20 protein-coding genes, 5 tRNA genes and 1 pseudogene are annotated in these 22,134 nt (G+C 47.7%); 14 read left to right on the forward strand and 12 right to left on the reverse strand.

From position 1 onward, the window contains the following. Positions 1–464 precede the first annotated feature (464 nt). Complete coding sequence (locus FGI04_RS05175) at positions 465–776, forward strand: DUF736 domain-containing protein (protein WP_038926124.1); 312 nt, start codon at positions 465–467, stop codon at positions 774–776. Positions 777–919: 143 nt separating this feature from the next. Here FGI04_RS05175 and FGI04_RS05180 read toward each other — a convergent pair whose 3' ends face one another. Together FGI04_RS05180 and FGI04_RS05185 are read right to left on the reverse strand one after the other, a co-directional pair. Then, a complete protein-coding gene (locus tag FGI04_RS05180; RefSeq protein WP_407336390.1) occupies positions 920–2,203 on the reverse strand; it encodes a tyrosine-type recombinase/integrase in 1,284 nt (427 codons plus the stop codon). Between the two features lie 161 nt (positions 2,204–2,364). Further along, a tRNA-Asn gene (locus FGI04_RS05185) sits at positions 2,365–2,440 on the reverse strand. A 384-nt stretch (positions 2,441–2,824) separates the two neighbouring features. On the opposite strand from FGI04_RS05185, the pseudogene FGI04_RS05190 reads away from it, so the two are divergent. Beyond that, positions 2,825–3,091: pseudogene (locus FGI04_RS05190) on the forward strand (LysR family transcriptional regulator); the annotation flags it as partial. Positions 3,092–3,184: 93 nt separating this feature from the next. Here FGI04_RS05190 and cycA read toward each other — a convergent pair. Then, positions 3,185–4,588 (reverse strand): D-serine/D-alanine/glycine transporter, encoded by a 1,404-nt coding sequence (cycA, locus tag FGI04_RS05195; RefSeq protein ID WP_407273236.1) that lies wholly within the window; start codon positions 4,586–4,588, stop codon positions 3,185–3,187. A 328-nt stretch (positions 4,589–4,916) separates the two neighbouring features. Between cycA and FGI04_RS05200 the strand changes: the two genes are divergently transcribed. Further along, positions 4,917–4,992 (forward strand) — tRNA-Lys (locus FGI04_RS05200). A gap of 289 nt (positions 4,993–5,281) precedes the next feature. Here the strand turns inward: FGI04_RS05200 and FGI04_RS05205 are convergent. Beyond that, the gene (locus FGI04_RS05205) at positions 5,282–5,506 is read right to left on the reverse strand and encodes a DUF2594 family protein (RefSeq protein WP_016940985.1); all 225 of its coding nucleotides are present in this window, start codon (positions 5,504–5,506) and stop codon (positions 5,282–5,284) included. A 641-nt stretch (positions 5,507–6,147) separates the two neighbouring features. Here FGI04_RS05205 and uvrY point away from each other — a divergent pair. From uvrY to FGI04_RS05235, 6 genes are all read left to right on the forward strand, one after another. Further along, the gene (uvrY, locus tag FGI04_RS05210; protein ID WP_342701253.1) at positions 6,148–6,804 is read left to right on the forward strand and encodes a UvrY/SirA/GacA family response regulator transcription factor; all 657 of its coding nucleotides are present in this window, start codon (positions 6,148–6,150) and stop codon (positions 6,802–6,804) included. Further along, the gene (gene uvrC, locus FGI04_RS05215; protein ID WP_407336391.1) at positions 6,797–8,629 is read left to right on the forward strand and encodes an excinuclease ABC subunit UvrC; all 1,833 of its coding nucleotides are present in this window, start codon (positions 6,797–6,799) and stop codon (positions 8,627–8,629) included. Before uvrY ends, uvrC begins: the two co-directional genes overlap by 8 nt. Positions 8,630–8,686: 57 nt before the next feature. Further along, positions 8,687–9,235, forward strand: coding sequence for a CDP-diacylglycerol--glycerol-3-phosphate 3-phosphatidyltransferase (gene pgsA, locus FGI04_RS05220; protein WP_342701251.1), 549 nt, complete (start codon positions 8,687–8,689; stop codon positions 9,233–9,235). Positions 9,236–9,376: 141 nt separating this feature from the next. Next, a tRNA-Gly gene (locus tag FGI04_RS05225) sits at positions 9,377–9,452 on the forward strand. Positions 9,453–9,481: 29 nt separating this feature from the next. Continuing rightward, positions 9,482–9,555: transfer RNA gene (locus tag FGI04_RS05230), tRNA-Cys, on the forward strand. An 8-nt stretch (positions 9,556–9,563) separates the two neighbouring features. Further along, a tRNA-Leu gene (locus tag FGI04_RS05235) sits at positions 9,564–9,650 on the forward strand. Positions 9,651–9,813: 163 nt separating this feature from the next. Here the strand turns inward: FGI04_RS05235 and lysC are convergent. From lysC to FGI04_RS05255, 4 genes are read right to left on the reverse strand one after another with little or no spacing between them, the layout of a single operon-like run. Further along, complete coding sequence (gene lysC / locus FGI04_RS05240) at positions 9,814–10,086, reverse strand: Rz1-like lysis system protein LysC (RefSeq protein WP_407337391.1); 273 nt, start codon at positions 10,084–10,086, stop codon at positions 9,814–9,816. Then, entirely contained in the window at positions 9,968–10,408 is a 441-nt protein-coding gene (gene lysB, locus FGI04_RS05245; protein ID WP_342701250.1) for an Rz-like lysis system protein LysB, read from the reverse strand. The genes lysC and lysB overlap by 119 nt, the downstream gene beginning before the upstream one ends. Further along, on the reverse strand, positions 10,405–10,902 hold the full coding sequence (locus FGI04_RS05250; protein WP_407321561.1) for a glycoside hydrolase family 24 protein: 498 nt from the start codon (positions 10,900–10,902) through the stop codon (positions 10,405–10,407). The genes lysB and FGI04_RS05250 overlap by 4 nt, the downstream gene beginning before the upstream one ends. Beyond that, complete coding sequence (locus tag FGI04_RS05255) at positions 10,886–11,197, reverse strand: phage holin family protein (RefSeq protein ID WP_016940938.1); 312 nt, start codon at positions 11,195–11,197, stop codon at positions 10,886–10,888. The genes FGI04_RS05250 and FGI04_RS05255 overlap by 17 nt, the downstream gene beginning before the upstream one ends. Positions 11,198–11,819: 622 nt before the next feature. Between FGI04_RS05255 and FGI04_RS05260 the strand changes: the two genes are divergently transcribed. Beyond that, a complete protein-coding gene (locus tag FGI04_RS05260) occupies positions 11,820–13,097 on the forward strand; it encodes a right-handed parallel beta-helix repeat-containing protein (RefSeq protein WP_407336392.1) in 1,278 nt (425 codons plus the stop codon). Positions 13,098–13,170: 73 nt separating this feature from the next. Here FGI04_RS05260 and FGI04_RS05265 read toward each other — a convergent pair whose 3' ends face one another. From FGI04_RS05265 to FGI04_RS05275, 3 genes are all read right to left on the reverse strand, one after another. Further along, on the reverse strand, positions 13,171–14,457 hold the full coding sequence (locus FGI04_RS05265) for a cellulase family glycosylhydrolase (protein ID WP_407336393.1): 1,287 nt from the start codon (positions 14,455–14,457) through the stop codon (positions 13,171–13,173). A gap of 493 nt (positions 14,458–14,950) precedes the next feature. Beyond that, positions 14,951–15,328 (reverse strand): cytochrome b562, encoded by a 378-nt coding sequence (locus FGI04_RS05270; protein WP_342701246.1) that lies wholly within the window; start codon positions 15,326–15,328, stop codon positions 14,951–14,953. A 208-nt stretch (positions 15,329–15,536) separates the two neighbouring features. After that, a complete protein-coding gene (locus tag FGI04_RS05275; protein WP_407336394.1) occupies positions 15,537–16,976 on the reverse strand; it encodes an EmmdR/YeeO family multidrug/toxin efflux MATE transporter in 1,440 nt (479 codons plus the stop codon). Between the two features lie 367 nt (positions 16,977–17,343). Between FGI04_RS05275 and FGI04_RS05280 the strand changes: the two genes are divergently transcribed. Beyond that, entirely contained in the window at positions 17,344–17,763 is a 420-nt protein-coding gene (locus FGI04_RS05280) for a VOC family protein (RefSeq protein WP_342701244.1), read from the forward strand. 49 nt (positions 17,764–17,812) lie between these two features. Continuing rightward, a complete protein-coding gene (gene dsrB / locus FGI04_RS05285; protein ID WP_342701243.1) occupies positions 17,813–18,001 on the forward strand; it encodes a protein DsrB in 189 nt (62 codons plus the stop codon). A gap of 49 nt (positions 18,002–18,050) precedes the next feature. Here the strand turns inward: dsrB and FGI04_RS05290 are convergent, their stop codons facing one another. Further along, positions 18,051–19,787 carry a methyl-accepting chemotaxis protein gene (locus FGI04_RS05290; protein WP_342701242.1) on the reverse strand — a complete coding sequence of 579 codons (1,737 nt, stop codon included), beginning with the start codon at positions 19,785–19,787 and terminating at the stop codon, positions 18,051–18,053. Between the two features lie 1,364 nt (positions 19,788–21,151). Here FGI04_RS05290 and flhD point away from each other — a divergent pair. Together flhD and flhC are read left to right on the forward strand one after the other, a co-directional pair. Continuing rightward, positions 21,152–21,502 carry a flagellar transcriptional regulator FlhD gene (gene flhD, locus FGI04_RS05295; RefSeq protein WP_016940930.1) on the forward strand — a complete coding sequence of 117 codons (351 nt, stop codon included), beginning with the start codon at positions 21,152–21,154 and terminating at the stop codon, positions 21,500–21,502. Between the two features lie 2 nt (positions 21,503–21,504). Next, positions 21,505–22,083: a flagellar transcriptional regulator FlhC gene (gene flhC / locus FGI04_RS05300; RefSeq protein WP_012884197.1), complete on the forward strand. Its 579-nt coding sequence runs from the start codon at positions 21,505–21,507 to the stop codon at positions 22,081–22,083. Positions 22,084–22,134 lie beyond the last annotated feature (51 nt).

The following is a 22,134-nucleotide window of genomic DNA, read 5'->3' on the forward strand; positions in this document are numbered from 1 at the left end:
TTTTTGACACTGGCGATGATGGTGTTGCGGTCATGAAGGATGCGTCACCAATATGCCGTCCGGCCTGATGACCGGGTTGACGCCATAGGCTGTTTGCAGCGAGGGACTGGCAGCAGGGCATGTCGCCTGTCGCGGGGGGGATGGGCTTGGCCGAATCAGGAGAGGAGCCGGTAAAGCTGTTGTGCGGGGAAGCCGGGTCAGCCAGTGCGCCTTTCGGCCTGGTCAGCCTGTGCGTCCTTGAGCTCGTTGTGAATCCTTGCAGGAGACAGGCTTTATGGCCGCAACCGGAAGAGGCAAACAATTTCCCCGGCGCAAACGCCTTCCTCGCGCAGCAAATTCTTTGCCTCTTCCGGTCCTTCACGGTGTTACGGTCGCAAGCGATGCGGCCAGCCCGGCTCCTGCCATTCGGATCACCACAAAGGACGCGACAGGCGCGACCTTGAAAATCCGAAAGGAGCAACATCATGGCTAACATCGGCACCTTCACCACACAAAACAACGGCTTCACTGGCACCGTCCGCACTCTGACTTTGAATGTCAAAGCCAGGTTCATCCCCTGCGACAAAAGCAGCGAGCACGCACCTGACTTCCGCATTCAGACCCTCGGTGGTTATGACATCGGCGCAGCCTGGCGGAAAATCAGCCAGGCCGAACGGCCTTATCTGTCGGTGACGCTCGACGACCCTTCCTTCCCGGCAACCCTCTATGCTCGCCTTATCGAAGAAGAGAATGGCAAGCACCAGTTGATCTGGTCGCGCAGCAAACCGTCGGCCTGACAGCCAGACACCTCGCCCCGCCAGTCACGGTGGGGCGCACGCTGTTGACTCCGGCAATAAGCCTGTGGCTCATTACGTTGAGATGGTCAATGCTGTATGTCCCCTGCGTTAATGGGCAGGGGACATACAGCGAATACTTTTTGCTAACCGATGATAAAGTTTACTGCGCGCTCCCTGCATTCTCGCGCATAAACATAGGGCGCAACGTATCCCTCCCGGTTCATATCCAGATAATCCGACCACCATTGCATCATCGCTTGTCGGGCATCAAGGTATTTCGCTTTATGGATGTAAGCCGCTCGCACGCTGTTGCGCTCCTGATGGCTCATCTGGCGCTCAACCGCATCCTGTAACCACAGGCTGGATTCCATCAGCGCGCTACAGGCCATAGCCCGGAATCCGTGACCACAGATATCATTTTTTGTGTCATAGCCCATCAGGCGCAGCGCCTTGTTGACCGTGTTTTCGCACATCGGTTTATACGGATTGTGAGCGCCGGGAAATATCAGCACCTGATGTCCGGAGATTTCCTGTATCTGTCTCAGAATAGCGATGGCCTGCTGGGAGAGGGGAACGATATGTGGGGTACGCATCTTCGCGCCACGCCCGGAATAACGTACGCCGGGGATGGCTTTGCGGGTAGCGGGAATAGTCCAGATGTGGTTTCTGAAATCAATTTCCGACCATCGCGCGAAGCGCAATTCGCTGGAGCGGATGAACAGATGCAGGGTGAGCGATACGGCCAGCCGGGTTAATTCCCGTCCTTGCCGGTAGTCCTCAATGCGCGTCAACAGTTCCGGTAGTTGCTCCAGCGGCAGGGCAGGGTAGTGACGTTTAACCGGCGGGGCGATAATACCGTCCAGATTGGCCGCCGGATTGTGTTCTATCAGTTCCTGATGCACAGCATGACGCATGATGTTGCACAGGTGCTGCCGGGTACGGGCTGCCACTTCCAGTAAACCTTTTTTCTCAATCCCTCTCAGCAGACCGATGCAGTGACGGGGTTTCAGCTCCGTGACGGGCAGGTGCCCGATAACCGGAAAGAGATGGTTGTTCATGCTGGCGAGCAGGCGAGTGGCATGGCTCTCTGACCATATCCGGTTGCTCTTGTGCCAGTCCAGGGCTACATCTCTGAATGATTTTTCTGGTGAACGGGGCGCTTTTTCAGCCGCCCGATGGTGCGCGGGGTTGATATTCTGCGCCAGCAGTTTACGGATGCTGTCACGTTGTTGACGCGCATCAGCCAGCGATACATCGGGGTAGGTACCTAAACCAAGGCGGGATTCTTTTTTATTGATACGATATTTGAGATACCAGAGACGTGAACCGCCGGGATTAATCAACAGGTACAGACCGTGAGAATCGGAAACTTTGTAGGGTTTTGCAGATGGTTTTAAGTTGCGGATTTTTGAGTCATTAAGAGACATGTGGGGGTCACTCCGTCATCGAACTAACCTGACCCCAAATCTGACCACCAAATTCTCCCGATGCAGAGGGAAAACTGAAAATGCACCGGGAAGACATTTCACGCTAACTTATTGAATCCGAATTACATAAGGATTCGCAAAGAGGCATGAAAACAAGAATTTGGCTCCTCTGACTGGACTCGAACCAGTGACATACGGATTAACAGTCCGCCGTTCTACCGACTGAACTACAGAGGAATCGCTAAGTGGTGTGGATGATAGCGGCAGCCTGAGTGCTTGTCAAAGCATGATAGCGCTGAGGGTGACTGTTTGCTGAACTTATAATCAAATTATTGAAATTATTGCGGTAGTCGGCGTTTTTTACACCAGCCGATGGTCGACACTAGTTCAGGAATGCACTTTCAGATAGCAGCATTTGCACTATTTTAGTGCGAGTGGGCTGAGCGACGGGCGGGCAGCGGCTCATGATGGGGGAATTAGTATTGTTACTGTTGCGGCTATCACCATTGCTTTTACTTATTTTTAAGTGGGTTAAGCCACTGGAGCACTTTTTTTGATAATAGTGAAATGATCTGGCGCGCTTCTTGCTACTACTAAGCCGTAACTATTCAGGAGGTACACATGAATCTGAGACGGCTCAAATACTTTGTAAAAATCGTTGATATTGGCAGCCTGACCCAGGCCGCTGAAATGTTGCATATTGCGCAACCAGCGCTGAGCCAGCAAGTTGCCACGCTCGAAAGCGAAATGGAGAAGCAATTGCTGGTACGTAGTCGTCGTGGCGTAACGCCGACTGAAGCGGGCAAGATTCTGTATTCGCATGCACAAACTATTTTGAATCAGTGTGAACAAGCAAAGCACGCGGTGAACGGTGTACGACAAACAGTAAGTGTTTAATCGGATACGGTCAGCTATACCAGCAGGTGTAGCTGACCGTATTGAATCTCAGGCTATTTTACACTCTGTTTTGGCGTCTGGGGTTTATGCCTGGGCCTGTGTTCTACGCTGGCGAATAAGCTGATAGGCGATTGCCAGCACCACAAACCATATTGGTGTCACCATCAATGCCTGCCGTGTATCCGGCTGCAGCGTCAGCAATACCAGTACAAAAGCAAAGAAAGCCAGACAAACCCAACTCATCACTATACCGCATGGCATTTTGTATGAAGAGGTGTGGTGTAACTGTGGGCGATGCCGACGGTACGCCAGATAAGAGCACAGGATAATGCTCCATACGAACATGAACAGAATGGCGGACACGGTCGTCACCAGAGTAAACACCGTCATGACGTTGGGAATTAAATAGATCAGTACCACACCGGAAAGCAGGCACAGGCACGAAAAAAGCAGGCCTGCTGACGGTACGGCGCGTTTAGACAGTTGGCCAAAGCGTGCCGGGGCGTCCCCTTGTCTGGCCAACCCGAACAGCATGCGACTGGTGGAGAAAACCCCGCTATTGGCGGAAGACGCTGCGGATGTCAGTACCACAAAGTTAATGACGCTGGCCGCCGCCGGTAACCCTACCAGGACAAACATTTCAACAAACGGACTGCGATCCGCCGCAATATGACTCCATGGCGTTACGGACATAATCATGATCAGCGCAAAGACGTAGAACATGATTATGCGTATGGGGATGGCGTTGATAGCGCGTGGCAATACCACATTAGGATTTTTGGTTTCCGCCGCGGTGGTGCCGACCAGCTCTATACCAACAAAGGCAAAGACCGCGATTTGAAAACCGGCGAAAAAGCCACTGAGCCCTTTAGGAAAAAATCCCCCGTCCTGCCACAGATTGCTCACGGATGCGACAGCACCAGAAGGTGAGGTGAAATGCATGATAACCAGCCCGGCACCGATCACAATGAGTGCGACGATGGCGACTATCTTAATCATGGCGAACCAGAACTCCATTTCGCCAAACAGCTTAACGGTAGCCAGGTTCAATGTCAGGAGCAGCAACACACAAAGCAGTGAGCTAATCCATTGTGATAAATCCGGTAACCAGAATTGTGCATAGGCACTGATGGCGACGACATCGGCAATACCAGTTACCACCCAACAAAACCAATATGTCCAGCCGGTAAAAAATCCGGCCCACGGTCCGAGCAAATCGGCGGCGAAATCACTAAATGACTTGTAATTAAGGTCAGAGAGCAGCAGTTCCCCCATCGCACGCATAACAAAAAACAACATGAAACCGATGATCATATAAACAAAGATGATCGATGGGCCTGCAAGACTGATCGTTTTTCCCGACCCCATGAATAGGCCGGTGCCAATAGCGCCACCGATGGCAATTAACTGGATATGGCGGTTGGTAAGATTGCGCCGCAGGTCGCTATGCCCGGTGTTATCCGGGGAGTGAGGCGTTTGTTCTGTCATTTGTTGTAGTTTCCGGATCCTGTCTGTCGTGATAAAGGGGAGAACGAATCACCCTCAAGTGATAAGAAATCAGAATGATTAATAATAACACGGTATTCATCTGATGATGAGTTGAGAATATCGCGCCTGCTTATCGGGTAAAGCCGTATCCGGTGAATGATGGAAAACGATACCCACCTATCTGCGTCGGGTTGCAACCAGGGCGAAGTCGACCGGGAGGGTAAAATAGTGATGGGTTACAAGGTGTTCGTTGAATAGACTGAGGTTGAAAAAAGTAGGATGAACTATTTGACAGATGGCGTTAAGAGGAGAATAATCCGTCCCCGTTGGGTCGTTAGCTCAGTTGGTAGAGCAGTTGACTCTTAATCAATTGGTCATAGGTTCGAGCCCTATACGACCCACCAACACTTCCTTTCATGAGCATGATTAGCTGCTCATGCCAATATGCCGCGCTGTTTAATTATTAAGTGATTTCTTGTTTCGCTTTTTTCATTTAGAAAATTTCATTTTAAATAAAATCGGCTAAATACAGATCTGGTGCCTACCTAATAAATTCTATTTGTTGGCGAAATATAAAACATCTTGTCAGTATTTGTGTATTCTTATTTCTATCTCTGTTTTTTTATTAATCAGGTAAGCGTGATTTATACCCATCGAACAATTGTAGCTATAATCTTGTTCGATGGGATTTGATTAGCGACGGTAGACTGTTTTGATTTGCTTAATCGTTGTATTGAATATCTCAGCCTGGGTAGGGTCTTCCAGCTGAGCCGCGTATTTCTCCATGTTAACGATCACTTTCCCAGCGTCAGCCTGACCGATGGATTTCAGCATCAACGTCATCAGCACTTTCAGACAGCTCACTTCATGGGCCAGTGTTTCTGGTATAGAAGCTGTCGGGAAGTCATTGTTATTCATAGAATCTCCTTTGGCAAACGGAAGTCGGCGCACGGCTCCTGAAGGGGTCTACACGCTATGCTTGCCGACGATATAACAAAAATTGAACCTACTATACCATAGATGACAATCTGTCTGGCGAGGAAAATAATCCTGTCAGACGGTGAAGTTGTATTGTTTTTATCTGTTTATGCCACATTTTGCTTATATTTTGTTAACGTGTTTTTTGGCTTTTAAATGCGTTCGATTAGAAACATTGCAACTTTTATATGGATATTTTGGGGCAGGTGTATTATTTGTAGTAAACAGTCGGTGCAACAACGTGACAAGACAGTTACAATGATGGGAAAAAGTCGTCGTGTGACTGATTGCCTACACTCGTAAAACTTGATAATCTCTTGATTGTATTTATTTTTTGAAATTTTAGACGGTGATGCCGTCTGTTTCTCTAAAAAACCAGGTTTGAAATATGAATACTGTGATGGCGGAGAGTTCCGTGTCTGATACGCACTCGGTATCATTCAGGAGCTTAAACAATAATACCACATAGTAGAATAAAAAATACATTTTTAATTAAAAAGTGTATTCATTTTTTCTAAACCATGTAGTACCACCTGCAACAAACGCGTCTGTAAGTGTTACTCTTTTTGGAGAATTGTTCTTTGATTAGCGTTTTTCTTGTTGATGACCATGAACTGGTGCGAGCAGGGATACGGCGCATTCTTGACGATATCAAAGGCCTCAAGGTTGTTGGTGAGGCGCAGTGCGGAGAAGATGCGGTCAGATGGTGCCGTAATAATAGTGTGGATGTTGTGCTGATGGACATGAACATGCCTGGAATCGGCGGTCTTGAGGCAACGCGCAAAATTGTGCGATTTTCCCCTGAAATTAAAGTTATAATGCTAACGATTTACACAGAGAACCCCTTGCCAGCTAAGGTGATGCAGGCAGGTGCGGCGGGTTATCTCAGTAAAGGGGCAACCCCGGAAGAGGTGATTTGCGCCATTCGCTCTGTGCATGCCGGTAAGCGATACATAGCGTCGGACATTGCTCAGCAGATGGCATTAAGCCAACTGGAGCCGCAGGCGGAAACACCGTTGGAGTGCCTGTCTGAGCGTGAGTTGCAGATCATGATAATGATCACGAAAGGGCAGAAGGTGACGGAGATCTCTGATCAACTCAATCTCAGCCCGAAGACGGTCAACAGTTATCGCTATCGAATGTTCAGCAAATTGAATATTAATGGCGATGTAGAGCTGACGCATCTGGCGATTCGTCATGGGCTCTTTAATGCGGAGACATTGATTAGTAGTGACTGACTGTTTTGATGCCCAGGCTTTTCTGAAGACCGTAACCAGTCAGCCTGGGGTTTACCGTATGTATGATGCCAGTGACACCGTTATCTATGTCGGTAAAGCTAAGGATCTGAAAAAACGTCTTTCCAGCTACTTTCGTGCTCATGTTGCCAGCCGTAAAACAGAGGCCTTGGTAAAAAGTATCCGTCAGATTGATGTGACGATTACGCATACTGAAACCGAAGCCCTGTTGCTTGAGCACAACTACATCAAGCGTTATCAACCACGTTATAACGTGTTGTTGCGCGACGATAAATCCTACCCCATGATTTTCCTCAGTGGGGATATGCATCCCCGGCTATCTGTCCATCGAGGCGCTAAACATGCCAAAGGCGAGTACTTTGGCCCGTTTCCCAATGGGAATGCGGTTCGTGAAACACTGATGCTATTGCAAAAGTTGTTTCCCATTCGCCAATGTGAAAACAGCGTGTACCGCAATCGCTCGCGTCCCTGCCTGCAATATCAGATTGGCCGCTGTCTGGGGCCATGCGTTAGCGGCCTGGTTAGCGAAGAGGAATACCAACAGCAGGTCGATTATGTTCGCCTGTTTCTGTCAGGTAAGGATCAGCAGGTATTAACCCGCCTGATTGAACGAATGGAAGCGGCCAGCCATGCACTGAAGTTTGAGGAAGCCGCCCGTATTCGCGACCAGATTCAGGCTGTACGCCGTGTCACCGAAAAACAATTTGTCTCTGGCGACGGTGATGACCTTGATGTCATCGGTGTGGCGTTCGATGCCGGTATGGCGTGTGTGCATGTGCTCTTTATTCGTCAGGGCAAAATACTGGGTAGTCGGAGTTATTTCCCGAAGGTTCCTGGAGGCACGGAGCTGGCAGAAGTGGTACAGACCTTTGTTGGTCAGTTCTATTTGCAAGGGAGTGTTTCTCGTACCTTACCGTCTGACATCCTGCTGGATTTTTCCCTACCGGAGCATCAGTTACTGGCTGAGTCTCTGACTGAGCAAGCAGGCCGGAAAATTCAGATTCAAACCCGACCTCGCGGCGACCGGGCGCGTTATCTTAAACTGGCCCGCACGAATGCGCACACTGCATTGACAACGAAGCTGTCACAGCAGTCGACAATCCAGCAACGTCTGACGGCGCTGGCCTCTGTGCTTGGGATCGAAAAAATCAACCGCATGGAGTGCTTCGATATCAGTCATACCATGGGCGAGCAGACAGTGGCCTCCTGTGTCGTATTCAATGCGGATGGTCCGCTACGTTCGGAGTACAGACGCTACAATATTACGGGTATTACACCGGGTGATGACTATGCGGCGATGAATCAGGTACTCAGGCGGCGATATGATAAATCAATTGATGAAAGCAAGATTCCTGATGTGATCGTCATTGATGGTGGTAAAGGGCAACTGGCGCAGGCCAGGGATGTTTTTGCGTCATTGCATGTGACCTGGGATACATCCCGCCCCGTGCTGTTGGGCGTTGCGAAAGGCAGTGATCGTAAAGCCGGTCTGGAAACACTGTTCTTTGAAGCGACGGGTGAAGGGATAGCCTTACCGGCTGATTCGCCAGCATTGCATATGATTCAGCATATTCGTGATGATTCGCATAATCATGCTATCAGTGGTCACCGTAAACAGCGTGCCAAAGTCAAAAGTACCAGTTCGCTGGAAACGATTGAGGGGGTTGGGCCAAAGCGTCGTCAAATGCTGCTGAAATATATGGGCGGATTGCAGCCATTGATGAATGCCAGTGTGGAAGAGATTGCCAATGTGCCGGGAATTTCGCACGCGTTGGCAGAAAAAATCTTTCATGCATTGAAACACTAGAGGCAATGTAGCAACATAACCCTATTATCTTTCGGGCCAGACAGTTACCCAGACGCTATGCGATTTAATATACCAACGTGGCTTACCCTGTTTCGTGTTGTGCTAATCCCATTCTTTGTGCTGGCGTTTTATCTGCCATTTAGCTGGGCACCGATGGTATGCGCTGGCATCTTTGTTTTTGCAGCGGTAACCGACTGGTTTGATGGTTTCCTTGCCCGTCGATGGAAGCAGACCACGCGTTTCGGAGCCTTTCTGGATCCGGTGGCTGACAAGGTGATGGTGGCGGTGGCCTTGGTGCTGGTCTGCGAACACTACCATTCCTGGTGGATTACGTTGCCTGCTGCAACGATGATTGCGCGCGAGATCATCATTTCCGCATTGCGTGAGTGGATGGCAGAGCTGGGTAAGCGCAGCAGTGTGGCGGTATCCTGGATTGGCAAAATTAAAACTACTGCGCAGATGGTCTCGTTGGTCGGTTTACTGTGGCGACCGGAGCCTATGGTTGAGGCGGCGGGTGTCGTAGCTCTGTATGTGGCGGCCGTATTAACGTTCTGGTCAATGTTCCAGTATTTGAGCGCAGCCTGGCGTGATTTGCTTGAACATTGATCGCCTCGCCTTAAAAAACAGCAAACGGTTCTGATGAGGTGATAATTTTATTGACTCACTGCGTCAGGTAAGTAGAATGCACCGCATCGACAGCAACACAGTTTATTGAAATTACTTAATAAACAATATGTTCTGTAGAATGCGGGAATAGCTCAGTTGGTAGAGCACGACCTTGCCAAGGTCGGGGTCGCGAGTTCGAGTCTCGTTTCCCGCTCCAAGTTAGTTGGGTAGTAGCGTTAAAAATGGGGCGCGTTGGCAGAGTGGCCATGCAGCGGATTGCAAATCCGTCCACCTCGGTTCGACTCCGGGACGCGCCTCCAAATTCTGAGCCCAGATGGTGGAATCGGTAGACACAAGGGATTTAAAATCCCTCGGCGTTCGCGCTGTGCGGGTTCAAGTCCCGCTCTGGGCACCATGCGTTAACGTCCTGTAATATAAGAAAATAATTAAAAGAACATGACCGCCACGAGGCGGTTTTTTTGTGCCTGTAATTTGGCGAGTGGCGACAAAATGGCGGCACCCGTTTTTCAGATACAAAAAAGGTGGCCTTCAATCAGCCACCTGGCAATGAAACGTTATTACTGCTCTTTCGGTGCTTGGGCCCATTGAACAGCGTGTAGAGTTGCGGTGTCATCTGCAGCATTGCTTTTTGCCTGGCACTTGATGATTGCGTCCACCTGGTCGGCACAGGTTGCCAGTGCGGCTTCGGTTTCATCCAGTAGAGCGTTCAATTCACCGTTGGTTTGTGGGTTGGCTGGCGGAAACCGGCAGGGAGTCAGTCTGGGACAACCATTCACGGTAAGCACGGCCACCTGAGAGGGCGGGGCGCTGGCGCAACCGGATAATATCAGCAGGCAGCTCAGAATCAGCCCAGCGTTTAAGCGCTTCATTTTCATGTTGTAATCTCACTATCATTTTTTGTCTCTCGGAAAGAGCCACCTGGGTGTCTGTGGCCATATCGCGTAAACGTGCCTGCTCAATGTTGCTACGTTCAGCCTGCTCAGACAGTGCTGCTAACTGGCTGGATTTTTCATTTAGCGCTGTTTGTTGCAACGACAGTGTTTGTGTTTGCTGCTCTGTCAACTGCCGGTTGGTGTGCAGCCGCCAGGACTGCACACCGATTCCAGCGCTAAGTAGCATTATGATGGCAGCAATGATCATGCTGCTTTTCATGCCAGTTCTCCTCCTGCTTGCTGATAGGCGGTAAGGAGGCGGTCTAGACTATGTTCGCGTTGACCATAGCCAGCCCCTGGTAATGAAGCCCAGATGTTGCTACACCGAGTGATGGCGCTGGCGATCTGTCCCTGCGTGATGTCTTCGAGTGCACGCTGCTCCCTGATTAGCTGAATAGCCAGCGTATCTTGTGAATCAGGTCCGAAATCTGGCAGTTTTAACTGCGCCTTGTATGTCGGCCAGTAGCGGTAGAGCTGTTGATAGCGCCCGGCTGCAGTAGAACGTTGCCCTTGTTTGTTGAAGATTTTTCCCGGGCGACCGTTGGCAAAGGGGTGATCATGGTAGTCGGTGAAGATCTCCGGTTTACCATCAATGCCGGTAACAATGACATCGTAGCCGCGATTACGAGTAAGTGGGTGTGTTGCGGTCCCTTCGGAAAATGCCAACATATCCAGAAATGCGGTCAGATTGGGTGAGTTAGTGGGCATCGTCATTTTCCTCCGGTTTGGTCTGTTCGCTCAGTTGTTGAACACGGCGTTGAATAAGCAATTCAATCGCCTGGTAACCGGCAATGCCAAGTGCTGCGCCAATGCCGTTAATGGCAACCGGTGACAGGTCGGGGAATTGAACCAGTGCGATACCCGCCATCATCGAGACGAATCCTCCCAGCATCACACGCCCTACGAACAGTCGGAGTGTGATGGGTTTGCTGCTTGCCAGTACTTTGCCGACGGCAATCAGCGTGCCGATAATAAATAGGGAGACAATGCTTTTATCAGTTTCATTCATGTGTAAGTCCAGTCGTTGGTGTTGGAAGTGGAGCAATAAAGCAACAGAGATAACGGCGTGTTTTTACGTGTTGTCTCGCGGTATACGCCCGCTATTAAACCAACTGATGCAAGGTGATGGCAGCGATGGATGATGGTTCAGTTATCAGCAAACAGGATGTTGCCGACTGCGCGATTTCTCATTTTTGAATTCATATACTAATAACGATATTTTTAGTTAGGTGAGAGAGGAATGATTAAAACTGTATTATCTTTGTTATTTTATGATGTAATGCCATTATCCTGGAGGGATAAATTCCTTTGGTGGTTGAATATTACCAAGGGTTTCTTTATATTCATATCGTCTAAAGATAGTATACTCGCCTCACCCCAATATGCAGGATGCCATGTATTCAACACAAACTTTGCTTATGAATAGTCGAAGTAATATCATTTTCTTTTAACATAATATTTACCGGGACAGGTTACTTAACTCTGTTGAGACTGATTCATTCAGTCATCAATGCCGCTATTGATATCGGATAGATAGCGCTATAACGGATTATTTTCCTGATGGCATAGTTTGGTGTAGGCATCTTGGGGACAATGGATAAATGATTTTTACAACATAAATGGGGCAAGAGATGAAGTATTTAAACTGTTTCATCAGTACCGGGTTAGCAGCATTCTTTTTGGTAAATAGCACATCTGTTCTGGCTGCGGATTGTAGTTCTGATCTCACCAGTGGAATTAGCACTAAACGTATTTATTATGTGGCACCTAATGGTAATAGCAGCAATGATGGTAATAGCTTTAATTCTCCAATGAGCTTTTCTGCTGCGATGGCAGTGGTTAACCCAGGTGAGCTGATTCTTCTCAAACCAGGAACCTATATCATTCCCTATAGCCAGGGGAAAGGGAATACCATTACATTTAATAAATCAGGAAAGGAAGGATCACCGATTTATGTGGCGGCGGCTAATTGTGGTCGCGCCGTATTTGATTTTTCATTTCCAGATAGTCAATGGGTGCAGGCATCATACGGATTCTATGTGACGGGGGATTATTGGTATTTCAAAGGTGTTGAGGTAACACGGGCTGGTTATCAGGGTGCCTATGTCATCGGTAGCCATAATACCTTTGAAAACACAGCGTTCCATCATAATCGTAATACCGGTCTTGAAATCAATAATGGTGGTGCATACAACACCGTTATTAACTCAGACGCTTACCGCAACTATGATCCTAAAAAGAATGGTAGCATGGCTGATGGTTTTGGTCCGAAGCAGAAGCAAGGTCCAGGTAACCGCTTTATTGGTTGTCGGGCCTGGGAAAACTCAGATGATGGGTTCGATTTATTTGATAGCCCACAAAAGGTAGTGATTGAGAATAGCTGGACTTTCCGTAATGGTATCAACTATTGGAGTGACAGTGCATTCGCTGGTAATGGTAATGGATTTAAACTGGGTGGTAATCGGGCGGTTGGTAATCACCAAATTACCCGCTCTGTTGCGTTTGGCAATGTAAGTAAAGGGTTTGATCAGAACAATAATGCTGGTGGCGTGACGGTAATAAATAATACATCGTATAAAAATGGTATTAACTATGGCTTTGGCAGCAGTGTACAGTCAGGGCAGAAGCACTATTTTCGTAACAACATTTCAGTGGCTGGTTCGGTAACGGTAAGCAATGCGGATGCAAAATCCAACTCGTGGGATACAGGGCCAGCAGCCACCGAGTCTGATTTCGCCAGCCTGGATACCTCGCTGGCTACGGTAGCGCGTGATACCGATGGAACATTACCGGAAACATCATTGTTTCGTCTGTCGGCTAATTCAAAGCTGATCAATGCCGGTACGAAGGAGAGCAATATTAGTTATTCAGGAAGTGCACCTGATCTTGGTGCGTTTGAACGTAATTAATCGAACGGCATGTGCATCAGGGCTGCAATGTGCAGCCCTATTTTTATTTTTAAATCAATGCATTGTAACTAGTCTAGTTACAAATTCCTACCAAAGCCCAGGATGAATCGCTGCCTGGAACGGATGTCGTATACCAGTTCGCGGTGTAGAGGCTGCCTTTATAAACAATCGACTGACCCGCTTCGTTATGATCGGGTTGGCCTCCTGCCCAGTCTTTACTGACCCAGTTGGGGTAAATATTAACATTGGCACAACTAGTCGTAACCGATGAATCAGGTGTGTTAGCACTGTTGCTGTCAATGTCTGTTGAGATATCGTCGGAGGATTCAGATTCAGCCATCGCTCTGGATGCATTACTGGTTTTATAGGGCCAGCTTTGAATGATTGATTTTACTTTCTTGCCTGATTCAGTCAAATTTTTAGAATCAGGGTAATAGGTGGACGCCCCTTCATTTTTATCATTCAATGCCCAGTTCGCGTTGCTGATATTGTTATCACGCATAAACGTGACCCAGGCATCTGTCTCTGAATAATTCACTCCACCATTTCCATCTGCGTTAACGCTACCCCATTCGGTAACAAAAAGTGCAATACCGTTATTTATCGCTTGTCGTGCCTTATTTCGCAATGACTCACCATGCGCTCCAGCATAAAAGTGCAGTGTATAAGCAATGTTATTAGCATTGATGGGATCTCGTGATGCTTCATCAACGTTTTGCGACCAACTAGGGGTACCAACAATAATTAGATTATCAGGGTCAATCGCGCGGATCGCAGAAATGACGGCTTCCGCATACGGCTTTATGGTATAGCTCCATGATACCTGGAGTGGTTCGTTATAGATTTCATAAATCACATTTGGCTTATTACCATATTTCCTGGCCATCTCCTGAAAGAAACTGATAGCTTCACTACGGTTATTTTCTGCTGAATGCGAGTGCCAGTCGATGATGACATACATATCGTTGGCAATCGCTGCATTCACGACCTTTTCAACCCTGGCTTTGTTATTGGTCGGGTCCTGAAGATAGCCACCGTATTCCTGCACCCCCATTGCTGCGCGAACAATGCTGGATTTCCAGTCTTTTTTAAGTGAGGCAACCGTCTCTGCTGTATAGAATTTCTCTGCATTCCATCCGGTATTACTCCAGAATAAGCTATTACCGGAAAAGCTTCTGACTTTTCCTCCTGCATAGATTTTACTCCCACTGACAGATAATGGTTCAACACTTGCACATGTATTAGTGGAAAGTAAAATAAGACTGAGACCTACACAGCTATAGAAAAAGAACAGTTTTTGACGAAAGGTGTGTTCTTTTTTATTGATGATGGCGTTATTTTTTAAATTAAATAGAGGCATGAATGAATCTCCATTTCAGATGGTTATATTTTAGGTTGAGTAATAAATAGAATGCGCAACATTGGCATGCTATCAATTGAAGTCTTTATCCATATCGATGCATCAAATATGATGAAAGACACTGTAATGTTATAGTCTGTTTATCCAGCAGTTCCAGTTTTCTTAGCAGTGTGAATATTTTAATCTATACTTCTTTCTGCGATAGAATCTAAAGGCATTGATGTCATGAAGGCTTATCCAAGTGTATTTGTCGGCGGTTAGTCATATCAGGGAATAAAAATCTCCATGGATGAGATAATGCGATAAATTAAAATAATATGAGAGCTTTTCTGACAATACAGTCTTTGGAGGGGATTCTCGTGAGGATTAGCGTGATAATATTACTCTTCGATGATTGGGTTCACGCTTTTCTGTTAATTAAGCATTGGTGGGGTAGGGAAGGAAAGTGCAGCAGTGATAATAAATCTCACTGCTGCAATGGAATCACGACGGGTTATACGCCCAGCTTTTTGTGGTACTCTGCACGGGTTTTTTTCAGCTCATCAGTAGCCGCTTTTGCTTCCTGAAGTTTGCCTGCATCAACCAGTGCAATGGCGGCATCAATCTGCTTGAGCAGTTTGTCCAGACCTTCATTGAAGACTTTGCTGTTTGGGCTATTGTTGAATTCTGGGTCTGCTTTAGCCTTGGTTGCATGTGCTTTCATGTTCAGCAGATCGGCTTTCAGTGTAGCGGCATCCTTGGTACTTGAGGCCTCTTTGTAGCTCTTTGCCATCGCACCCATTTCATCTTTGACAGCAGCCTGACTGGCGAACGGCAGTGTGACTGCAGATGCCGCGATTGCCAGACTGATAGCCATAATAGTTTTTTTCATTGCTCACTCCTGTTAGTTAGCCTGATGGCGGGGTTTATACCCTTTATTAGTTTTCGGCAGTATTGACGACCACCTATGTATGGTCAAATGGATTTTACATCGCAGCGTCATGATAATGATGAAAGGTAAAAGTCAGGGGACGACATCCCGACTAATGCATTGCATACCATGAAGATTTTTCGCCGGAACACCACCGCTAGTAGGTTTTTTACTGATTATTCCTGTTTTGGGTGGTGTAACGGCATAGCCATTTCCCGCTAACCATACGGTGATAAAACAGAACGCCACGGACAATCCAGTCAAAAAACATGCCCATCCAGACGCCGACCACGCCAAAACCCAACATGATGCCCAGAATATAACCCGTGATCACCCGGCATCCCCACATACCTGCCAGTGCTACCCACATGGTGTAACTGGCATCTTTGGCTCCTTTTAATCCGGCTGGCAGTACCCAGGATGCCGCCCATACTGGCATGAATAGCGCGTTCAGCCAGAGCAGGTGTTTAACAACCTGAATCACATCGGGTTCATTGGTATACATTGCAGCCAACAATCCGGCGGTGGGTACTGACAGCAGCGCTAACGCACACAGGCCAATGTTCGAAAGCCAAAAGATATATTTCAGCTGCCGCTCCGGTTGCATGCGTTGCCCTTTGCCCAGTCTGGAACCGACAACAATGGTCGATGTCGAGCCCAGGGCATTACCCGGCAGGTTGATCAGTGCAACAATCGAAAAAGCGATAAAGTTGCCGGCGATAACCTCTGTTCCCATGCCTGCGACAAAACGCTGGGTGATCAATTTACCGACATTAAACATCACCGACTCAATGCTGGCCGGGATGCCAATGCTGAGTACTTCGTAGAGGATGGCTGTGGTAAACGGAGCGAAATAGCTCTGAAAGGGGATACGCAGTGCGCCATTGAAACCTTTTGTCAGTGCGATCACCACACAAAATGCCCCCAGGTAACGGGAGAGTGTGATCCCTAATCCCGCCCCGATAAATCCTAGCCCTTGCCATGACGCGACACCGTAGATCAACACGCCGCTAAACAGAATATTCAGGATATTCATCCAGATATTGATAACCATAGGTAAGCGGGTATTGCCAGCGCCCCGTAATGCCCCACACCCTACCAGCGTGATCGCTAGTGCAGGGTAACCCCAGACGGTAAGGCGCAGGAATATCAGCGCCAATGATTTGACAGAGGGCTCGGCACTACCGGCAATCAGATCGATGATGGATTGTCCCGCGATTTCAACCAGCACTACCAGTAGCAAGGAAACTAGTACCAGTAATGAGATTGATTGGCGAGCGGCTTGTCGCGCCTGCTTACGGTTACGCTGGCCGAGACTAAACGCGACGACAACCGCTGTCCCAAGCGCGACAGCGGTGAAAAAGGCAATGATCAACATGTTGAAGCTATCCGCCAGTCCCACGGCTGCCATGGCTTCTTTACCAAGCCAGCTCACCAGAAAGGTACTGAAGATCCCCATCAATACCACACACAATCCTTCGATGAAAATGGGGACGGCCAACGGTGTGATTTCGCGCCAGAGTAGGACTCGGTTAGAGTGACGTTTTTTGTACCAGGCGGTATTTTTTAGTGTGTTTATTAACAGCTGTTTGGCTGCGTTTAAGGTCATATAGCCTATCTTTTTGTCTTACAGGTGGACACGTGGTGGATGCCTCAAGCCCCTTCATCCAGTGGATTGTGGCTGAATTACATGTTCGGATAACAATTCACTGATGCGATTATAAAAGCATGCTGCACAGGGTGGGGATGCTAATATCAGAAAAATAATAATTTAGATGAAATGGTGTTTTAAGTGGCTATGGCGATATATTCAACTGTCTACGGCAATAACCTCGTGGTGATGTACCAAAACACATAGTAGTAAATAAAAGTGGGAATGTGTCTTATTCGTTCAATACGACCATTGTACTTATGATGATCAATGGCGTGGTTGGCTGGTACAACGACTGGGATATGGAATAACAGAAGGAAAAAAGATGTTCAGTCACATTATTCTTGGCGCCCGAGATATCGACATGATGATTCGGTTTTATTCGGTGATCCTGACCGAATTAGGTTTCGTTCCGGTTCAGGAGGAGCCGGGAGGTCCAGCCGGACAAGGATGGCATATCCCTGGACGACGCTGGCCCCAGTTTTATGTCCAGATTCCGGTCAATGGCTTGCCCGCGACCTGGGGAAATGGAACGCAAGTGAGCTTTGCAGTCAGTTCGCCACAGGTCGTGTGCCACGTGTGGGAAACGGCATTATCGCTGGGCGCTTATGATGAGGGTGCGCCGGGTCTTCGCCCATACTATGCGGCTGATTATTATGGGGCTTATTGTCGTGATCCTGAGGGGAACAAGTTGTGTTTTGTTTATACGCCTGAGTTTGACAATACTATCGGCGGATTGGTATGAGCGGCTGTATAGTCGCAGCCTCAAGATGAATGACGGATAAGGTGAACGTGTGAACGTGAATGATGTGGTAACCGTAAAAACGGATGGTGAAACCCGCAGAAAAGGGAGGATTATGGCGGTAGAGCCTTTCCAGGAGGGGACGATGTATCTAATCGCCCTGGAAGATTATCCCGAAGGGATTTGGTTTTTCAATGAACGGGATAATCCGGAAGGGATCTTTGTCGAACCACATCAGTAAGCCGATAAATAAACAGGCCGATACTGTTATCTGTATCGGCCGAAGGAACTCAGAAGGTTTCCCAATTATCGCTGCCGGATTTGGCTCCGGAAGATGCACCTAACGCCGCCGTCGCTGTAGTCGATGTTGCCAGTAAAGGCTTCGATGTGAATGTCGCACGGGTGGGGGCTGTGTTATTGATAGCGTTGGCAAGTTTGAACGCCGATACGGCACGAGTCAGTATCATAGCCTGCTCTTCGAGTGAGGCAGCGGCAGCAGAGGCTTGTTGCACCAACGCCGCATTCTGCTGTGTCACGCTATCCATCTCTGAAATTGCCTGGCCGACTTGGGTGATGCCGCGACTTTGCTCATCCGATGCAGAAGCGATTTCATTCATAATGTCAGTTACATTGGTGACGGCCTGAACAATTTCGTGCATAGTCTGGCCTGCTTTATCCACCAGCTCTGAGCCGCTGTGAACCAGTGAAACGGATTCAGAGATCAATCCTTCAATCTCTTTGGCCGCCTGGGCACTGCGCTGAGCCAGACTACGCACTTCACCTGCCACTACCGCAAAGCCTCGGCCTTGCTCACCAGCACGTGCTGCTTCTACTGCGGCGTTCAGCGCCAGAATGTTCGTCTGGAAAGCAATACTGTTGATCACATTCGTGATTTCAGAAATTTTCCGTGAACTGCCGGAAATACTGTTCATGGTATTAACGACATTTTCGACAATCTCACCCCCTTGCTTCGCCTTGCCAGAAGCATTAGAGGCCAGTTGACTGGCATGGTGTGCGTTATCGGAGTTCTGTTTAACGGTGGCTGTCAACTGTTCCATGCTGGCGGCAGTTTGCTCGATTGCTGCTGCTTGCTGCTCAGTACGTGAAGACAAATCGGTGTTGCCGGCGGTTATCTCAGTGGTTCCCTGATAAATGGAATCTGCGCTGTCACGGACGGTGGAAACGGTATGCACCAGCGATGCCTGCATTTGCTGGATATTGTGACCCAGTATGCCGATTTCGTTTTTACCATAGACTTCGTCCGGTTGGGTCAGGTCACCTTGAGCAATACGTTGAATACGCTGCACCAGGCGATTCATTGGCTTAATTAACGTACCACGCAAGAAGAAGAAGGTTAGCATGGTCATGACAATCGCGATGGCAAAGCTGACAGCCATCAGGGTGTAGCCCATTTTAGCCTCGTACTGTGCATTACTATTGAGTGCTTTGGCACGTTCAGTACGAAAGGCAATGGCTTTCAGTAATGGTTTGTTATAGGCGTCATCGAGAAGGCGAACCTCTTCTGATTCGTGTGTCAGGATTTCTTCGAAATAGCCGTCTTTAGCCGCCTTGAGCATCGGCATGATGCCTTTCTCAAGGTAGTCGTTATAGGCTTTATTCAGTTCGGGGTCGATTGCCAGATCCGTATCGGTTTTGACGCTTCGGTTTTGATAAGCTTTGAATGCCTCTTTCGAGGCGGCAATGCGCTGTTCTGCCTGTTTCAGGTTGTTGTTGAATACATCAGTGTCCCCAACGCGCACCGCAGCGCCAGCCTGAATAATCAACAGACGGGCGGTTCTGAGATGGTTAGAGCTGTTTGACAGTCCAAGACGGACGTCAATTTCCTGAGTGACATAATCCAGACTTTGATTAGCACGCACCAGAAAATAACTGGACGTACCGATAGCCAGGGCAAACAACAGCATAATGCCGCCCAGAATGATGACAAATAACGGCACCAGTCCAAGATTACCCAATATGCCGGTTTTACCCTGTTGTTCAGACTTTGACATCATTTTCATATCCATTCGCTCATTTTCAGGAAAAATATATGTACATCAACCGTACTACTTGCAGGTGTAGTTTGGGTGCTTTTGTTTCTGGAAACAGCTGTGTGGCGATCCGTTTTCAAAATACCAACATAATCTAACATCGTCATATAATGTGAAACATTCATGAATTTCAATGCGATGTCGATCACGAATCTGCTGGCGGAAGGATATCAGGTTCTGTCTCTTTTTTATTCAGCCAATCGGTAGCTATTCAACATAACGGATACCTAAAAATAGGAAAATAGCCCTCTCAAAAACACAAGCGTGCATGGCCTACCAGTTTAGCAGGAACCTGGCTAATCGCTCTGATGTAAAACCCGGTGGATTTAGCCCGATCTCTCTTCTGGTGTTCTTGCCGAGAAGGCAGAGAAAGACAGGTAAATGATGGGGGGGAACAAAACTTCACCTCTTTCGAGGTATGCTGACAGCAGACGGTGATTTCTGGCAGTCCATAGCGTCATCACGTATTCGGTCCTTCATCTGGGGAAGCCCTAAGCCATCTCGCGTTTTTAACACAAGGGTAATAATGTGCCTGCGTCGATAGCGGAATGCCCCCAGACGTGACGGTATTAGCGCTTTCTTCTATTAAGTTCAGCAATGGCTTTTTAGCAATGTGCGTCTGTACTTTTCCGCTGTGCGTGATGGTAACGAGGGCGTTCTCTCGGTCAGGTACTGAGGGCGTCAGGAATGGGTGTACATGTGTATGGCCAGTCTCCATGGTGTGCTGACGACACAGATGCACCGGAACATATAGGAAACTTACAAAATAATAACCTAGGTTATAAAATTAGAAATGTTAATGTAAATCAAGGTGGTCGCAGGAGTAGGACAAAAATTGTCAGTCATCGGATTTGCTTTTTATATCTAAAATATCAATTGGTTATGAAAATTTATCAAAAGAGTAGGGGAGCATGGGGAGTTTTTTTCTTCTGTTATGCGTATATTGTGTTCAGGAAAATTTCACAGCGGAGCAAAAATCAGTGAAATATTATGTTTTGCCTCTTTCATTTTTGTGATCAAGGTCACATAATTATCAAAATGCCGACAGGCTTGCGTTGTATGAATCAGCCTGAAGGCGGTACAGTGGCGTAGCATTAGGATTAATCCTACGTTCTATGTTGGACGCAATACAGGGAAAGGATGAGCCTGACGTTATGAAGAGATGGGATCTCAAACTTATCAACATTGATGCTGTATTTTTCGTCATATTAGAAGATTATAAAGTAATAGAATTGTCTGGCACCGATAGTTTTCATGCCACCTATGGAGAGTGATTGTTTAGCGGGTGAGCAGTCTATCACCTAACTTATGTTTGAAACATAGTCTGTCGGGATGGGAATATGGGTACCTCTGAATTGCTAAAGCACATTTATGACATCAATTTGTCTTATTTGTTACTGGCTCAGCGATTAATAAACGACGAAAAAGCATCAGCGATGTTCCGGTTGGGTATCAATGAAGAAATGGCTGATGCATTGATGCAATTGACCTTACCGCAAATGGTCAAGCTAGCTGAAACCAACCAGCTGATATGCCACTTCCGTTTCAGTGATCACAATACGATTAAGTTATTAACACAAGAATCCCGGGTCGATGATCTGCAACAGATTCATACCGGCATTTTGTTGTCGAGTCATTTATTACAAGAGCTATCTTCAAAAGAAGAGAGCTTGCCTAAGAAAAGGGCATAATGATGGCTGAGAAAAGTATTGTTCAGGAAGCTAAGGACATACAGCTGGCGATGGAGCTCATTTCACTGGGCGCACGCCTCCAGATGCTAGAAAGCGAGACTCAATTAAGCCGTGGCCGCTTGATTAAGCTCTATAAAGAATTGAGAGGCAGCCCTCCACCTAAAGGGATGCTGCCGTTTTCTACCGACTGGTTCATGACATGGGAACAGAACATCCACTCCTCCATGTTTTATAACGCCTACCTGTTTTTGCTCAAGAATGGTCAATGCAGCGGTGTTGAAGCGGTTATCAAGGCTTATCGCCTTTATCTCGAACAATGTGCCCCTCAAAGTGATGTGCCTTTGCTGGCGTTGACCCGTGCCTGGACACTGGTACGCTTTGTCGATAGTGGCATGTTGCAGTTGTCCTCATGCAATTGCTGCAAGGGTATGTTTATCACCCATGCGCACCAGCCAAAAAACAGTTTTGTCTGCAGTTTATGCCAGCCACCTTCCAGAGCAGTAAAAAGACGTAAACTTTCGCCGAGTGTTGCCGATATGATACCTCAACTGCTGGACGAACAGGTTAAGCATGCAGTCTGAGCCTGATGGCGATTTTGTGGTTCTGTCATCGCGCGTTCATTGCTCGATGGC

The sequence above is a fragment of the Dickeya ananatis genome (assembly GCF_019464615.1).
Taxonomy (GTDB): Bacteria; Pseudomonadota; Gammaproteobacteria; order Enterobacterales; family Enterobacteriaceae; genus Dickeya; species Dickeya oryzae.

Coding starts and splice junctions, on each gene's coding strand:
- FGI04_RS05175 (WP_038926124.1), top strand. CDS start 465: ATGGCTAACATCGGCACCTTCACCACACAAAACAACGGCTTCACTGGC.
- FGI04_RS05180 (WP_407336390.1), bottom strand. CDS start 2,203: ATGTCTCTTAATGACTCAAAAATCCGCAACTTAAAACCATCTGCAAAA.
- cycA (WP_407273236.1), bottom strand. CDS start 4,588: ATGACAGAACAAACGCCTCACTCCCCGGATAACACCGGGCATAGCGAC.
- FGI04_RS05205 (WP_016940985.1), bottom strand. CDS start 5,506: ATGAATAACAATGACTTCCCGACAGCTTCTATACCAGAAACACTGGCC.
- pgsA (WP_342701251.1), top strand. CDS start 8,687: ATGCGATTTAATATACCAACGTGGCTTACCCTGTTTCGTGTTGTGCTA.
- lysB (WP_342701250.1), bottom strand. CDS start 10,408: ATGAAAAGCAGCATGATCATTGCTGCCATCATAATGCTACTTAGCGCT.
- FGI04_RS05250 (WP_407321561.1), bottom strand. CDS start 10,902: ATGACGATGCCCACTAACTCACCCAATCTGACCGCATTTCTGGATATG.
- FGI04_RS05255 (WP_016940938.1), bottom strand. CDS start 11,197: ATGAATGAAACTGATAAAAGCATTGTCTCCCTATTTATTATCGGCACG.
- FGI04_RS05260 (WP_407336392.1), top strand. CDS start 11,820: ATGAAGTATTTAAACTGTTTCATCAGTACCGGGTTAGCAGCATTCTTT.
- FGI04_RS05265 (WP_407336393.1), bottom strand. CDS start 14,457: ATGCCTCTATTTAATTTAAAAAATAACGCCATCATCAATAAAAAAGAA.
- FGI04_RS05270 (WP_342701246.1), bottom strand. CDS start 15,328: ATGAAAAAAACTATTATGGCTATCAGTCTGGCAATCGCGGCATCTGCA.
- FGI04_RS05275 (WP_407336394.1), bottom strand. CDS start 16,976: ATGACCTTAAACGCAGCCAAACAGCTGTTAATAAACACACTAAAAAAT.
- FGI04_RS05280 (WP_342701244.1), top strand. CDS start 17,344: ATGTTCAGTCACATTATTCTTGGCGCCCGAGATATCGACATGATGATT.
- FGI04_RS05290 (WP_342701242.1), bottom strand. CDS start 19,787: ATGGATATGAAAATGATGTCAAAGTCTGAACAACAGGGTAAAACCGGC.
- flhD (WP_016940930.1), top strand. CDS start 21,152: ATGGGTACCTCTGAATTGCTAAAGCACATTTATGACATCAATTTGTCT.
- flhC (WP_012884197.1), top strand. CDS start 21,505: ATGGCTGAGAAAAGTATTGTTCAGGAAGCTAAGGACATACAGCTGGCG.